Source organism: Streptomyces morookaense, assembly GCF_013030945.1.
GTDB lineage: Bacteria > Actinomycetota > Actinomycetes > Streptomycetales > Streptomycetaceae > Streptomyces > Streptomyces morookaensis.
In genome coordinates this window covers 1-13833 of the sequence record NZ_JABBXF010000043.1, presented here as the reverse complement: position 1 = coordinate 13833, position 13833 = coordinate 1, and the positions used below count along the sequence as shown (strand labels likewise).

Annotated in this window: 15 protein-coding genes and 2 pseudogenes; 13 read left to right on the top strand and 4 right to left on the bottom strand. The window is 71.8% G+C overall.

What is annotated here, in order from left to right; translation table 11 throughout:
- Nucleotides 1–5: 5 nt before the first annotated feature.
- Both HG542_RS19225 and HG542_RS19220 read right to left on the bottom strand, forming a co-directional pair.
- Nucleotides 6–1349, bottom strand: coding sequence for a D-arabinono-1,4-lactone oxidase (locus HG542_RS19225; RefSeq protein WP_171083102.1), 1344 nt, complete (start codon nt 1347–1349; stop codon nt 6–8).
- Nucleotides 1285–2580, bottom strand: coding sequence for an MFS transporter (locus tag HG542_RS19220; RefSeq protein ID WP_171083100.1), 1296 nt, complete (start codon nt 2578–2580; stop codon nt 1285–1287). The genes HG542_RS19225 and HG542_RS19220 overlap by 65 nt, the downstream gene beginning before the upstream one ends.
- A 141-nt stretch (nt 2581–2721) precedes the next feature.
- Here HG542_RS19220 and HG542_RS19215 point away from each other — a divergent pair, with 141 nt between their 5' ends.
- Together HG542_RS19215 and HG542_RS19210 are read left to right on the top strand one after the other, a co-directional pair.
- Nucleotides 2722–3849 (top strand): ferrochelatase, encoded by a 1128-nt coding sequence (locus tag HG542_RS19215; protein ID WP_171083098.1) that lies wholly within the window; start codon nt 2722–2724, stop codon nt 3847–3849.
- A 14-nt stretch (nt 3850–3863) separates the two neighbouring features.
- Nucleotides 3864–4688: an inositol monophosphatase family protein gene (locus HG542_RS19210; protein ID WP_171083096.1), complete on the top strand. Its 825-nt coding sequence runs from the start codon at nt 3864–3866 to the stop codon at nt 4686–4688.
- Between the two features lie 136 nt (nt 4689–4824).
- Here HG542_RS19210 and HG542_RS19205 read toward each other — a convergent pair whose 3' ends face one another.
- Nucleotides 4825–4989, bottom strand: coding sequence for a hypothetical protein (locus tag HG542_RS19205; RefSeq protein ID WP_171083094.1), 165 nt, complete (start codon nt 4987–4989; stop codon nt 4825–4827).
- 254 nt (nt 4990–5243) lie between these two features.
- Here HG542_RS19205 and HG542_RS19200 point away from each other — a divergent pair, with 254 nt between their 5' ends.
- The 5 genes and pseudogenes from HG542_RS19200 (at nt 5244) to HG542_RS19185 (ending at nt 8685) form a co-directional block, all read left to right on the top strand.
- Complete coding sequence (locus tag HG542_RS19200; protein ID WP_171083092.1) at nt 5244–5897, top strand: response regulator transcription factor; 654 nt, start codon at nt 5244–5246, stop codon at nt 5895–5897.
- A gap of 6 nt (nt 5898–5903) precedes the next feature.
- A pseudogene (locus HG542_RS36280) lies at nt 5904–6153 on the top strand (two-component sensor histidine kinase); the annotation flags it as partial.
- 83 nt (nt 6154–6236) lie between these two features.
- A pseudogene (locus HG542_RS19195) lies at nt 6237–7175 on the top strand (sensor histidine kinase); the annotation flags it as partial.
- A gap of 396 nt (nt 7176–7571) precedes the next feature.
- Nucleotides 7572–7868 (top strand): DUF4193 domain-containing protein, encoded by a 297-nt coding sequence (locus HG542_RS19190; RefSeq protein WP_109284094.1) that lies wholly within the window; start codon nt 7572–7574, stop codon nt 7866–7868.
- 13 nt (nt 7869–7881) lie between these two features.
- On the top strand, nt 7882–8685 hold the full coding sequence (locus HG542_RS19185) for a hypothetical protein (protein ID WP_171083088.1): 804 nt from the start codon (nt 7882–7884) through the stop codon (nt 8683–8685).
- On the opposite strand, the gene HG542_RS19180 is transcribed toward HG542_RS19185, so the two are convergent.
- Nucleotides 8669–9118 carry a DUF3093 domain-containing protein gene (locus HG542_RS19180; protein ID WP_171083086.1) on the bottom strand — a complete coding sequence of 150 codons (450 nt, stop codon included), beginning with the start codon at nt 9116–9118 and terminating at the stop codon, nt 8669–8671. The genes HG542_RS19185 and HG542_RS19180 overlap by 17 nt on opposite strands.
- Before the next feature lie 80 nt (nt 9119–9198).
- Here HG542_RS19180 and HG542_RS19175 point away from each other — a divergent pair, with 80 nt between their 5' ends.
- The 6 genes from HG542_RS19175 to HG542_RS19150 form a co-directional block, all read left to right on the top strand.
- Nucleotides 9199–9762, top strand: a complete 564-nt coding sequence (locus tag HG542_RS19175) for a PaaI family thioesterase (RefSeq protein WP_171083084.1) — start codon at nt 9199–9201, stop codon at nt 9760–9762.
- Nucleotides 9762–10259, top strand: a complete 498-nt coding sequence (dut, locus tag HG542_RS19170; protein WP_171083082.1) for a dUTP diphosphatase — start codon at nt 9762–9764, stop codon at nt 10257–10259. Before HG542_RS19175 ends, dut begins: the two co-directional genes overlap by 1 nt.
- A 1-nt stretch (nt 10260) precedes the next feature.
- Nucleotides 10261–11028, top strand: coding sequence for a DUF3710 domain-containing protein (locus HG542_RS19165; protein ID WP_171083079.1), 768 nt, complete (start codon nt 10261–10263; stop codon nt 11026–11028).
- Between the two features lie 336 nt (nt 11029–11364).
- Entirely contained in the window at nt 11365–11454 is a 90-nt protein-coding gene (gene kdpF / locus HG542_RS19160) for a K(+)-transporting ATPase subunit F (RefSeq protein ID WP_116214304.1), read from the top strand.
- Between the two features lie 8 nt (nt 11455–11462).
- Nucleotides 11463–13154: a potassium-transporting ATPase subunit KdpA gene (gene kdpA, locus HG542_RS19155; protein ID WP_171083077.1), complete on the top strand. Its 1692-nt coding sequence runs from the start codon at nt 11463–11465 to the stop codon at nt 13152–13154.
- Nucleotides 13151–13833: P-type ATPase actuator domain-containing protein (locus HG542_RS19150; RefSeq protein ID WP_498063288.1), on the top strand; the 683-nt coding region annotated here is incomplete at its 3' end. The genes kdpA and HG542_RS19150, both read left to right, overlap by 4 nt.

Sequence of the window (13833 nt, the reverse complement as noted above, 5' to 3'; positions counted from 1 at the left end):
AGGGCTCAGTCGCCCAGGACGCGCCGCAGGTAGTCGTTGCCGAAGACGCGGTGCGGGTCCAGCCGGTCCCGCACCGCGGCGAACTCCGCGAAGCGCGGATAGGCCTCCGCCAGATAGGCCGCGTCCCGGGTGTGCAGCTTCCCCCAGTGCGGCCGCCCGCCGTGGGCCGTCATGATCCGCTCGGCGGCCGCGAAGTACGCGCGATGCGGAGTGCCCCGGTACATGTGGACCGCGATGTAGGCGGTGTCCCGGCCGGAGGCGGTGGACAGCGGGATGTCGTCGGCGGGGGCGGTGCGGACCTCGACGGGGAAACCGATGCGCAGCCGCAGCCGCTCGATCGCGGCCCGCAGCTCGTGCAGCGCCGTCATCGCCGCCTCGCGCGGCAGTGCGTACTCCATCTCCAGGAAGCGGACGCGGCGCGGGCTCGTGAAGACCTTGTAGGGGACGTCCGTGTAGCTGCGGGCGGACAGGGCGCTGCCGCTGATCCGCGCCAGTCCCGGAACCGTCGCCGGGACGGCCCGGCCGAGGGCGCAGGCGGCGGCGAAGAGCCCGTTGGAGAGCAGCTCGTCGTCCACCCAGGCACCGATGCGGCCCAGCGGATCGGCAGGGCCCGCGCTGCGGTTGTTGCGTTTGGTGATGCAGCTCTCGGTGTGCGGGAACCAGAAGAACTCGAAGTGCTCGTTCTCGTCGGTCAGTTGTCCGAACTCCGCCGTGACCCGGCCGAACGGCATCGGTTCCTCCTGCGCCCGCAGCAGGAACTCCGGCTCCGCCGCGAAGGTCACCGCGGTGATCACGCCGAGTGCGCCGAGGCCCACGCGGGCCGCCGCGAAGATGTCCGGGTTCTCCTGCGCCGAGCAGGTCAGCACGGAGCCGTCCACGGTCACCAGTTCCAGGGCCCGGATCTGGGCGGCGATGGCGGCGGAGTCGCGGCCGGTGCCATGGGTGCCGGTGCTGACGGCGCCGGAGACGGTCTGCTCCATGATGTCGCCCATGTTCGTCAGCGACAGGCCGTGCGTGGACAGCGTCTGATTGAGCTGTCTGAGCGTGCTGCCGGCGGCGACCGTGACGGTTCCTGCGACACGGTCGACGGCGCGGATGCCGGTCAGCCGGTCGGGGCGGATCAGCAGACCGTCGGTGACGGCCGCGGTGGTGAACGAGTGGCCGCTGCCGACCGCTTTCACCCGCAGCCCGTCCGCGGCGGCCGAGGCGACCGCCGCGGCCACGTCCTCGGCCGTCGCGGGAGCCACGGTCCGCCGGGGCCGGGCGGTGACATTTCCCGCCCAGTTACGCCAGGTGCTGCTCGTCGTGGTCGCTCTGTTCGGTGCGGTGGTGCCGGTCTTTCCCGTCATACGCGTCGGACCCTCCCCTTGCCAGCGGCACGGATGCCTCCGCCCGCTCCGGCGCCGGCCGCAGCCGACGGTATCCGAGGAACGCGACCGCCGCCGCGAGCACACCCGCCGCGCCGGGCACCGCGTACCCCGCCCGGGCGCCCGCGGCGTCCACCACCCATCCGGCGGCCGACGACCCGAGCGCCACGCCGACCGCGAGCCCGGTGCTCGTCCACGTCATGCCCTCGGTCAGCTTCGCGCGCGGTACGTGCTGCTCGACGAGGGCCATCGTGGTCACCATCGTCGGTGCGATGGACAGGCCCGCGACGAAGAGCGCCACGGCCAGGAGCGGCAGGTTCCCGACCAGTTGGAGGGGGATCATACTCACGGCCATGGCACACACGCCCAGTACCCAGCGGCGTGCGGGATCGCCCTTGAGATGCAGCAGCCCGAAGACCGCACCCGCCAGGCAGGAGCCCAGCGCGTAGACGGCGAGGACGAGGCTCGACGCGGCCTTGTGCCCCTGTGCGTCGGCGAAGGCCACGGTCACCACCTCCATCGCGCCGAACAGGGCACCCGTGGCCACGAAGGCCGCCACCAGTACTTGCAGTCCCGGCGCGCGCAGCGCGGAGCCGCCGGTGTGCGCGCTGCGCGGGTGCGGGACGGGCTCGGTGGCACGCTGGGCGGTCAGCCAGAAGACCCCGGCGCCCAGGAAGCAGGCGGCGAGCAGCGGACCGGCCTCCGGGAACCACGCCGTGGACAGCCCGATCGACAGGATCGGCCCGAGGATGAAGACCACCTCGTCGACGACGGACTCGGCCGAGTAGGCGGTGTGCAGCTCGCGCGGGGACCCGGCGAAGATCGCCGCCCACCGCGCCCGGACCATCGAGCCCACGCTCGGCACGCAGCCGACGCCCGCGGCGAAGACGAACAACGTCCAGTCGGGCCAGCGCTGCTGAGCGCTCACCAGCAGTCCCGCGACCGCGGTCAGCGAGATCAGCGTCGCCGGGCGCAGCACGCGCCGCTGCCCGTGCCGGTCGACCATCCGGGAGACCTGCGGGCCCATGAGCGCGGCGGACAGCGCCAGGGTCGCGGAGAGCGCGCCGGCCAGCCCGTACCGCCCGGTGAGCTGGGAGATCATGGTCACGACACCGATGCCCAGCATCGACAGCGGCATGCGGCCGAGCAGGCCTGCCGCGGAGAACCCCTTGGCACCGGGGGCGGCGAATATCGCGCTGTAGGGACTGGACAAGACCGGCTCCGCTGACGTGGACGAGAGGGACGTGACGAGGGTGCCGTAAGGCGCGTAGGTGGCCGATACAGCTTACGACCGGACGTCCGTACGACGCACGGCATTTCCCGGCTGTCGGTGCCGGGTGGCAGGATCGGGACCATGCCGGATCAGCCAGCCCATGCCCCGTACGACGCCCTGTTGCTGCTCTCCTTCGGCGGGCCCGAGGGCCCGGACGACGTCGTCCCGTTCCTGGAGAACGTGACGCGCGGCCGGGGCATCCCCCGCGAGCGGCTCAAGGAGGTCGGGCAGCACTACTTCCTCTTCGGCGGCGTCAGCCCGATCAACGACCAGAACCGCGAGCTCCTGGCCGCCCTGCGCAAGGAGTTCGCCGCGCACGGGACGGACCTGCCGGTCTACTGGGGCAACCGCAACTGGGCGCCCTACCTGACCGACACCCTGCGCGAGCTGGTGGCCGACGGGCACCGCCGGGTGCTCACGCTCGCCACGAGCGCGTACGCCTCGTACTCCGGCTGCCGCCAGTACCGGGAGAACCTGGCGGACGCCCTGGCCGCCCTGGAGGCCGAGGGCCTGCCGCTGCCGCGCATCGACAAGCTGCGGCACTACTTCAACCACCCGGGCTTCGTGCAGCCGATGGTGGACGCCACGCTCGCCGCCCTGGCGGAACTGCCGCAGGGCGTGCGGGCGGGGGCCCGGCTGGCCTTCACGACGCACTCCATCCCCACCGCCGCGGCCGACGCCTCCGGCCCGGTGGAGGCCCACGGCGACGGCGGGGCCTACGTCGCCCAGCACCTGGAGGTCGCAGGACTGATCGCCGACGCCGTCCGCGAGGCCACCGGCACCGAGCGGCCGTGGGAGCTGGTGTACCAGTCGCGCAGCGGCGCCCCGCACATCCCCTGGCTGGAGCCCGACATCTGCGACCACCTGGAGGCCGTGCACGCCGAGGGCGCCCCGGCCGTCGTCATGGTCCCCATCGGCTTCGTCTCGGACCACATGGAGGTCAAGTACGACCTCGACACCGAGGCCATGGCCAAGGCGGAGGAGCTGGGTCTGCCGGTGGCACGCGCGGCGACGGTCGGGGCCGACCCGCGGTTCGCCGCCGCCGTGCGCGAGATGGTGCTGGAGCGCGCCGCGAGCGAGCGCGGGGAGCGGCCGGAGCGGTGCGCGCTGGGCGCGCTCGGCCCGTCCCACGACCTCTGTCCCGTCGGCTGCTGCCCGGCCCGGGCCCCGCGCCCGGCCGCCGCCGGCGCCGACAGCCCGTACGCGTAAGGAGCACCCCGCACGTGACCGAGAACGCCGAGAACGCAGCCGGACTGACGGCCGAGCTGCTCGCCGTGGCCATGGAGGCGGCCGACCGGGCCGGCACCCTGCTCAGGGACGGCCGCCCGGCCGACCTGGGCGTCGCCGCGACCAAGACCAGCCCCATCGATGTCGTCACCGAGATGGACATCGCCGCCGAGAAGCTCATCACCGGCTTCCTGGCCGAGCGGCGCCCGCACGACGGGCTGCTGGGCGAGGAGGGCGCCAGCACCGAGGGCACCAGCGGGGTGCGCTGGGTGATCGACCCGATCGACGGCACGGTCAACTACCTGTACGGGCTGCCCTCCTGGGCCGTCTCCATCGCCGCCGAGATCGACGGCGAGGCGGTCGTGGGCGTGGTGGCCGCACCGGTGCGGGGCGAGACGTACCACGCCGTGCGCGGCGGGGGCGCCTTCGCGGGGGACCGGCGGCTGGAGGTGCGGCCGGCGCCCGCGGGCGGGCTCGCCCAGGCGCTGATCGGCACCGGCTTCGGGTATCTCACCGCGCGGCGGGCCGCGCAGGCGGAGGTGCTGCGCACGCTGCTGCCGGAGGTGCGGGACATCCGGCGCGGGGGGTCGGCGGCGATCGACCTGTGCGACGTGGCCTGCGGCCGGCTGGACGGGTACTACGAACGGGGGCTCAATCCCTGGGACTTCGCGGCGGGCGCGCTCATTGCGCGGGAGGCCGGTGCCCTGACGGGCGGTCGGCCCGGGGCCCCGGAGTCGGGGGAGCTGACCGTTGCGGCTGCGCCGGGGCTGTTCGAGGTGCTGCAGGGGCGGCTGGAGGGGCTGGGGGCCTGGCACGACTGACGCTCGTCCGCGGGCCGGTGGGGGTTGCTCGCGCAGTTCCCCGCGCCCCTGACGGGGCGCGGTCTTGGCGAGATCAAAAGGGGGCGCCCCCGGCCCCGCCATGGCGGCGGTACCGGGGGCGCCCCTTCGCAATGGGTCAGGCGCTGACTCGTACGCCGTGTTCCGCCGCCAGGCGGTGGAGGTCGGCCAGTTCGGCCTCCTCGACATCGGCGAGAAAGTCGTCACCGCTGCGGCGGGCTCGGTCGAGGTCGGTCCGGGTGTTCTCTATGCGCTGCAGAATGCCAGCGGTGAACGCGTCCATGGTGCTGCGCCCCCTTGTCGTGGGTCGGCGGCACGGGGGTGTGCCACGGCAGAAACGATCACGCGAGGGGTTTCCGGGTACGCGCGTACCCCGGGGGAGCGTGATCGCGGGTGTGCAGACGTCTTCCCCACCCCGGTCCGGTGGGAAACCTGTGGCCGCCGGGCAATCCGGAACGGGGCCTCTTACGGCCGGTTTATCGACGTTCAGGGCAGGATGGAGGGACCCACAGGAGTCACGAAGGAAGGACCTGCGCCGTGCGCGTACTCGTCGTCGAGGACGAGCAGCTGCTCGCCGATGCCGTCGCCACCGGACTGCGCCGGGAGGCCATGGCCGTCGACGTCGTCTACGACGGGGCCGCGGCACTGGAGCGGATCGAGATCAACGACTACGACGTCATCGTGCTCGACCGCGACCTGCCGGTCGTCCACGGCGACGACGTCTGCCGCAAGGTCGTCGAGCTCGGCATGCCCACCCGCGTCCTGATGCTGACCGCCTCGGGCGACGTCAGCGACCGCGTGGCGGGCCTGGAGCTGGGCGCCGACGACTACCTGCCCAAGCCGTTCGCCTTCAGCGAGCTGGTGGCCCGGGTGCGGGCCCTGGGCCGGCGCACCACCGTCGCCCTGCCGCCCGTCCTGGAGCGGGCCGGCATCAAGCTGGACCCCAACCGCCGCGAGGTCTTCCGCGACGGCCGCGAGGTGCAGCTGGCCCCGAAGGAGTTCGCGGTGCTGGAGGTGCTGATGCGCAGCGAGGGCGCCGTGGTCTCGGCCGAGCAGCTGCTGGAGAAGGCCTGGGACGAGAACACCGACCCGTTCACCAATGTCGTCCGGGTCACCGTCATGACCCTGCGCCGCAAGCTGGGCGAGCCCGCCGTCATCGTCACCGTGCCCGGTTCCGGATACCGGATCTGATCCGCGATGCCGACGACACCCCCCACCTCCGCCCCGCCGGCCGGGGCGCCCGCCGCGCCGCCCCCGAAGCCGACCTGGGACCCGCGCCAGCCGGTCGTCCGGCCGTTCCCCTGGCTGCGCCCGACGATCCGCATACGGCTCACGCTGCTGTACGGCGGCATGTTCCTGATGGCGGGCGTGCTGCTGCTGACGATCATCTACCTGCTGGCCGCGAATGCGCTGAGCACCGGCAGCCAGCCGCTGATCAAGCTGGTCGAGGGCAGCAAGGTCGCCGTCACCGGCGGCACCTGCCCGGACCTGAACACCCCGGGGCTCACGGCCGACCAGGCCAACAGCATCCTCTCCTCCTGCATGGCCCACCAGCGCAGCGCCGCCCTGGAGGGCCTGTGGCGGCGTTCGCTGTTCGCGCTCCTCGGCCTCGCCGTGATCGCCTTCGCCTTCGGCTACGCGATGGCCGGCCGGGTGCTCTCGCCGCTGGGCAAGATCACCAGGACGGCTCGCCGGGTGGCCGGCACGGACCTGTCCCGGCGCATCGAACTGGGCGGCCCGGACGACGAGTTGAAGGAGCTCTCGGACACCTTCGACGAGATGCTCGACCGGCTGGAGCGGGCCTTCACCGCGCAGCAGCGGTTCGTGGCCAACGCCTCGCACGAGCTGCGCACCCCGCTCGCGATCAACCGCACGCTGCTGGAGGTCACCCTCTCCGACCCCGGTGCGTCCCCGGAGCTCCAGCAGCTCGGCAAGACGCTGCTGGCCACCAACGAGCGCAGCGAGCAGCTCGTGGAGGGTCTGTTGCTGCTCGCCCGCAGCGAGAACGAGATCGTCGACCGCAAGCCCGTCGACCTCGCCGAGGTGGCCTCCCAGGCCGTGGACCAGGCCCGGGGCGAGGCCCAGGAGCGGGGCGTGGAACTGCGGGGCACCCGGCAGCCCGCGGTCGTCCAGGGCAACGGTGTGCTGCTGGAGCGGATCGCGCTGAACCTCGTGCAGAACGCCGTGCGCTACAACGTCCCGGACGGCTGGGTGGAGGTCACCACGCAGACGCTGCCGGGCCAGGCGCTGCTGGTCGTGGAGAACACCGGCCCGGTCGTCCCGGCCTACGAGGTGGACAACCTCTTCGAGCCCTTCCGCCGGCTGCGCACCGAGCGCACCGGCAGCGACAAGGGCGTCGGTCTGGGGCTGTCCATCGTGCGCTCCGTGGCCCGCGCGCACGGCGGGCGGATCTCCGCGGAGCCTCGCGAAGGGGGCGGGCTGGTGATGCGCGTGGTGTTCCCCCTCTAGTTCTCTGGGAGAATAGGTCGCCCGCAGGTTCGCTTTGGGCGGAATTCATCCAGTCCGCCCGGCGCTGTGGGTGTGTGTGATCGATCACATGCAGTCAGTTCAGGCCATCTACTCTCCGTGACCATAACGGCCGCCGGAACGCCGGGAAAATGCGGGTTTCCGGCAGCCTTGATCACGGGAAGTACACGGGATGGCGCCGCAGCACCCCGTACCGGGACCGTGTACGGTCCCCTTCGCCACCCCGCCCGATCACCTCTTCAGGTGTGCGGTTGGGTGTCGATTGAGTAACAGACCTTGATGTGAGGCAAAATCTCCGCCTCGGGTCGGGCACAAGTCCGGCCTCTCATGCGTTACGTGCGCTGGAGATACCGCAACCACCCAGAGGGGGAGAGCGACATGGCAACGGACTACGACACCCCACGCAAGACCGACGACGACGTCGATTCCGACAGTCTTGAAGAGCTGAAGGCCCGGCGGAACGACAAGTCGGCGTCGTCCGTCGACGTGGACGACTTCGAGGCCGCCGAGGGCATGGAGCTGCCCGGCGCGGACCTCTCCAACGAGGAGCTGGCCGTCCGGGTCCTGCCCAAGCAGGCCGATGAATTCACCTGCATGAGCTGCTTCCTGGTCCACCACCGCAGCCAGCTGGCCCGCGAGAAGAACGGTCAGCCGATCTGCCGCGACTGCGATTGAGGCAGGGTCTGCCATGGCAGGCTCGACCCCGTTCCGGAAACGGCGCTCCCGCAGGCCCGGCCCGACCACCGGGGCCGCCGGGGGCGCCGCTTCACCGACGGGTGACATCGCCCCCTCAGCGGTGACCGGCGGCCCGGTCGGCGCGGACGCCGGGCGGGGCCGCACGGCCTCGCTCGCCGCAGCCGTCGGCCGCGGTGCCAGGAAGGGCGGCCGGGGAGCGCGGGCGGGCCTGTCCGCCGTCGCCGACCGGATCATCGCGAACGCCCCGCGCATTCCCGTGCGCGACCTCGCGACGCTCCGCGCCCAGTTCCCCGGCCTCGGCCCGGAGGAGCTCGCGGACAAGCTCGTGGCCGGTGCCGCCCACGGCACCTCGACCGTCGGCGCCGGAGTCGGCGCAGCGGCCATGCTCCCGGTTCCGCCCGCACTGCCGGCCGAGCTGGCGGCGGAGGTCATCGGCGTCGCCGCCGTGGAATTCAAGCTGATCGCCGAGCTGCACGAGGTGTACGGCCTGCGGGCCCCCGGCAGCCTGGGCCAGCGGTCCATGGCCTATCTGGGCGCCTGGGCCGACGAGCGGGGCATCGATGTCACGGCCCCGTTGACGATCAATGCGGCGCTCGGCGTGCAGATGCGCCGCGAGCTCCGCCAGCGCGTCCTCAAACGCACGTTCCGCAGCCTGCCCAACGTCACCCCCTTCATGATCGGGGCGACTGTGGGCGCGGTGATGAACCGCCGGGACACCAAACGCCTCGCCGAGAAGGTGCGCAAGGACCTGCGCGCCCGGCAGATCCCCTGGGACGCCCCTACCGCCCGGCCCTGACCGCCTCGACCGCCGCGGCCAGCCGCTGCGGGGAGCGGGTGGAGAGGTACACGTACGGGGTGGGGTCCGCCGGGTCGGTGACCTCGATCTTCACCGCCGTCGGGATGTAGCCGCGCAGCAGCATGAACGCCCGGGTGTCGGCCTTGAACGTCCGCCAGGCCCGCGCCTCCTCGGCGTCCAGGATCTCGGGCGCCCCCAGCGCCTCCACCGGGATGCGCGCCTCGCCCGCGACGAGCGCACCCCCCACCACCCGGATCCGTGCGGAGCCGTACGAGCTGACAGCCACCGACGCCAGGGCCGCGCCTCCGATGAGCCCGCCGAGCATCGGCAGCGGGCCCAGGGGCAGCAGGATCAGCGCCAGGGCGACCCCGACGAGGACCGCGATGAACCACCAGGAACGGGGTGCGGTCAGGCGTTCTTCGTAAGGCTGCATGGGTCCAAGCTTGGCACGGGCGGGACCGGGTGCCGTCGGCGCGGGTAAGGTCAGCCCCTGTGAGTGGACGAACGACAGCCATGACACCGCCGGCCGGCGCACGGCCGCCGGTGCGGCACCCCGAAGCCCCCGCACCCGGAGAGATCATCGGGTCGCACTACGAACACTGCTTCGGCTGCGGCGGCGGCCAGCCGCACGGGCTGCACCTGGAGACGCGGGCCCGGGAGGGCGTGCGCGTCACGGCGGAGTTCCGGGTCAAGGAGGCCCACCAGGGCGCTCCCGGCCTGGCGCACGGCGGCGTGCTGGCCACGGCCCTGGACGAGACGCTGGGCGCGCTCGGCTGGATGCTGCGGGTGATCGCGGTGACCGGCCGGCTGGAGACCGACTATCTGCGGCCCGTCCCCGTGGACACGGTGCTGCACCTGGACGCCGAGGTGCTCGCGGTGCACGGCCGCAAGATCTACTGCACGGCCACCGGCCGGATCGGCGGCCCCGAGGGCCCGGTCGCGGTGCGCGCGGACGCCGTGTTCATCGAGGTCAAGATCGACCACTTCATCGAGAACGGCCGGTCCGCCGAGATCCAGGCCGTGCTGGCCGACCCCGACCAGGTGAAGGTCGCCCGGGCGCTGGAGGTGAACCCGTGATGCGTGAGCCCGTCGACGTCCTCATCCGCCGCGTGGACCCCGAGGTGCCGGTCCCCGCGTACGGGCACCCCGGTGACGCCGGGTGCGACCTGGTCACCACCGAGGCCGCCGTGCTGGAGCCGGGGGAGCGGGCGGTGCTGCCCACCGGTGTCTCCATCGCGCTGCCCGACGGCTACGCGGCCTTCGTGCACCCCCGCTCGGGGCTGGCCGCCCGGTGCGGGGTCTCCATGGTGAATGCCCCGGGGACCATCGATGCCGGGTACCGTGGAGAGATCAAGGTGATTGTGGTCAATCTGGACCCGCGCGAGAGTGTGCGGTTCGAACGGTTCGACCGCATCGCCCAGTTGGTTGTCCAGCAGGTCGAGAAGGTCCGCTTCCACGAGGTGGCGGAGCTTCCCGGCTCGGCGCGGGGCGATGGGGGCTTCGGGTCCACCGGTGGCCACGCTGCCGTGGGGAATGGATTCGCTTCGGTCGTAGCCGACCGGGAAGGACAGTGACGTGTTCGGTCGTCGCCGCAAGCGCAGCGAGGACGCCGTCGACCAGGTCGACGGCGTGACCTCCGAGGAGTTGGCCGAGAGCGGGGAGACCACCGCGGACGCCGCGGCCGCCGCCCCGGTCCGGCTGGAGCCGGAGCCGCGCCCGGACGGGCCGTGGGACGTGTCCGAGGTTCCCGAGCCCGCCGAGGGCCGGGTGGACCTGGGCGGCCTGTTCGTGCCCGGCGTCGAGGGCATGGAGCTGCGGGTCGAGGTGGCCGGCGATGCCATCGTCGCCGCCACGGTGGTGCTGCGGGACAGCGCCGTCCAGCTGCAGGCGTTCGCCGCACCCAAGCGCGAGGGCATCTGGGGCGAGGTGCGCGCCGAGATCGCCGAGGGCATCACCCAGCAGGGCGGTGCCGTGGAGGAGGTCCAGGGGCCGCTCGGCTGGGAGCTGCGGGCCCAGGTGCCGGTGGCGCTGCCCGACGGCACCAACGGCGTGCAGCTGGTGCGGTTCGTCGGCTGCGACGGTCCGCGCTGGTTCCTGCGCGGTGTGATCTCCGGCCAGGGGGCCGTGCAGCCGCAGACCGCCGGGCTGCTGGAGCAGATCTTCCGGGACACGGTCGTCGTGCGCGGCCAGTCCCCGATGGCGCCCCGCGACCCGATCGTGCTGAAGCTCCCCGACGACGCCCAGATGGTCGCCGAGGGCCTGCAGCAGGAGGAGCAGGGCTCGCGCTTCGCGGGCGGTGTGGACCGTCTGCAGCGCGGCCCGGAGATCACCGAGGTCCGCTGAAAGAGGTCCGCGGAAAAGGCCGGAATTCCGGCCCGGAAACGTGCGCAGTACGGCTTGAACAAGCCGTTTCACTGGGCCGGAACCCGTATACCGGGTTCCGGCCCAGTGACGTTTCCGCAGGTCCAGGCCATCCGCGTATGAATCCCGTCAAGGGGGCGCTAATGGCCGTAAGGGAGGCGTCAACGGAACCTGTATCCGGCGGTAGCGGATGTTTCCTCTAGAGGTCCGTTCATCCGAACCTCTCTAGGAGCACACGATGGCCGACGTGGCCTTCGTCGTCACCACGATCGCGGTCTTCGCGTTGGTGGCTCTCGTCGCCAAGGGGGTGACCAAGCTGTGACCGTCGAGAACATCGTCGGCCTGGTCGTGGCCGTCGCCCTGCTGGGCTACCTGATCCTCGCCCTCGTCTTCCCGGAGAGGTTCTGAGCAGCGATATGAGCCCCGTCCTCTCCGGCGTCCTCCAGCTGACCGCGCTCATAGCGGCGCTCGCGCTGGTCTACCGTCCGCTCGGCGACTACATGGCCGCCGTCTACACCTCCGAGAAGCACCTGCGCGGCGAGAGAGTGCTCTACCGCCTCATCGGTGCCGACCCGAACGCGGAAATGCGCTGGCCGGCCTACCTGCGCGGTGTCCTCGCCTTCTCCGCGGCGAGCCTGCTCTTCCTCTACCTGCTCCAGCGCGTCCAGGGCGTGCTGCCGCATTCGCTGTCGCTCGGTTTCCACGCGATCAGCCCGGACCAGGCCTTCAACACCGCCGCGTCGTTCGTCGCCAACACCAACTGGCAGTCGTACTCGGGCGAGCAGTCCATGGGCCACGCGGTCCAGACGCTCGGCCTCGCGGTGCAGAACTTCGTCTCCGCCGCCGTGGGCATGGCCGTCGCCGTCGCCCTGGTCCGGGGCTTCGCCCGGTCCCGCACCGGCGACCTGGGCAACTTCTGGGCCGACCTGGTGCGCGGCACGATCCGCATCCTGATCCCGCTCTCGGTGGTCGGTGCGCTGATCCTGGTCGCCTGCGGCTCCATCCAGAACTTCTCGGGCATCCACGGGATCGGCCAGCTGACCGGCGGCACCCAGCAGGTCAACGGCGGCGCCGTGGCCTCGCAGGAGGTCATCAAGGAGCTCGGCACGAACGGCGGCGGCTACTTCAACGCCAACTCCGCCCACCCGTTCGAGAATCCGAACGCCTTCACCAACCTCTTCGAGATTTTCCTGATCCTCGTCATCCCGTTCGCGCTCACCCGCACGTTCGGCAAGCTGGTCGGCAACGTCAAGCAGGGCTACGCGATCCTCGCCGCCATGGGCGTGATCTGGCTCGGCTTCACGGTGCTGATGATGTGGACCGAGTTCGCCCACCACGGTGCGGCGCTCCAGGCGGCCGGCGGCGCGCTGGAGGGCAAGGAGCAGCGCTTCGGCATCGGGGCCACCTCGATCTTCGCCACCTCCACCACCCTGACCTCGACCGGTGCGGTGGACGGCTTCCACTCCTCGTTCACCGGGTTCGGCGGCGGCATCGCGATGCTGGGCATGATGCTCGGCGAGATCGCGCCCGGCGGCGTCGGCTCCGGCATCTACGGCATGCTCGTCATGGCGGTCATCGCGGTCTTCATCGCGGGCCTGATGGTCGGCCGTACGCCCGAGTACCTCGGCAAGAAGATCGGCACCCGCGAGATCAAGCTCGCCGCGTGCTACATCCTCATCACCCCGACCCTGGTCCTCGGCTTCACGGCCGTGTCGATGGTGATGCACACCCCGCCGAACTCGATCCTCAACGGCGCGGCCAACTCCGTGAACGGCAGCGGGGCCCACGGCTTCTCCGAGGTCCTGTACGCCTACACCTCCGGCGCCAACAACAACGGCTCGGCCTTCGCCGGCCTGAACGCCAACACGCAGTGGTACAACACCACGATCGGCCTCGCCATGCTGCTCGGCCGCTTCCTGCCGATGGTCTTCGTGCTGGCGCTGGCCGGTTCGCTCGCCGAGCAGAAGCCCGTCCCCGAGACCGCCGGCACCCTGCGCACCGAGAAGCCGCTCTTCGCCGGTCTGCTCGTGGGCGCGATCGTGATCATCACCGGCTTGACCTACTTCCCGGCCCTGGCCCTTGGCCCGATGGCGGAGGGACTTTCATGAGCACCACCACCCCTGTCCGGACCGAGTCCGAGGACCCCAAGGACGAGCAGCCGCACGGTTCCGGGGAGTCCGGCCGGGTCTCCGGCGGTCTCTTCGACCCCGCGCAGCTGATCAAGTCGCTGCCCGACGCCTTCCGCAAGCTCGACCCCCGGGTGATGGTCAAGTCCCCGGTGATGTTCGTGGTCGAGATCGGCTCGGTGATGACCACCGGGCTGGCGCTGAAGAACCCGGGCGACTGGTTCGGCTGGGCCATCACGGTCTGGCTGTGGCTGACGGTCGTCTTCGCCAACCTCGCGGAGGCCGTCGCCGAGGGCCGCGGCAAGGCCCAGGCGGACACTCTGCGCAAGGCCAAGACGGACACCGTCGCGCGCCGCCTGAACGGCGACACCGAGGAGTCGGTGCCGGGCACCGAGCTGCGCGTGGGCGACCTGGTCGTCTGCGAGGCGGGCGACATCATCCCCGGTGACGGCGACGTCGTCGAAGGCGTCGCGTCCGTGGACGAGTCCGCGATCACCGGTGAATCCGCGCCGGTCATCCGCGAGTCCGGCGGCGACCGTTCGGCCGTCACCGGTGGTACGAAGGTGCTGTCCGACCGCATCGTCATCAAGATCACGACGAAGCCGGGCGAGACCTTCATCGACCGGATGATCAACCTGGTCGAGGGCGCGGCCCGGCAGAA

What these genes read in the sequence shown, in the direction of transcription:
- HG542_RS19225 (WP_171083102.1), bottom strand. Translation starts at nt 1,349, where the DNA reads ATGACGGGAAAGACCGGCACCACCGCACCGAACAGAGCGACCACGACG.
- HG542_RS19215 (WP_171083098.1), top strand. Translation starts at nt 2,722, where the DNA reads ATGCCGGATCAGCCAGCCCATGCCCCGTACGACGCCCTGTTGCTGCTC.
- HG542_RS19205 (WP_171083094.1), bottom strand. Translation starts at nt 4,989, where the DNA reads ATGGACGCGTTCACCGCTGGCATTCTGCAGCGCATAGAGAACACCCGG.
- HG542_RS19190 (WP_109284094.1), top strand. Translation starts at nt 7,572, where the DNA reads ATGGCAACGGACTACGACACCCCACGCAAGACCGACGACGACGTCGAT.
- HG542_RS19185 (WP_171083088.1), top strand. Translation starts at nt 7,882, where the DNA reads ATGGCAGGCTCGACCCCGTTCCGGAAACGGCGCTCCCGCAGGCCCGGC.
- HG542_RS19180 (WP_171083086.1), bottom strand. Translation starts at nt 9,118, where the DNA reads ATGCAGCCTTACGAAGAACGCCTGACCGCACCCCGTTCCTGGTGGTTC.
- HG542_RS19175 (WP_171083084.1), top strand. Translation starts at nt 9,199, where the DNA reads ATGACACCGCCGGCCGGCGCACGGCCGCCGGTGCGGCACCCCGAAGCC.
- dut (WP_171083082.1), top strand. Translation starts at nt 9,762, where the DNA reads ATGCGTGAGCCCGTCGACGTCCTCATCCGCCGCGTGGACCCCGAGGTG.
- kdpA (WP_171083077.1), top strand. Translation starts at nt 11,463, where the DNA reads ATGAGCCCCGTCCTCTCCGGCGTCCTCCAGCTGACCGCGCTCATAGCG.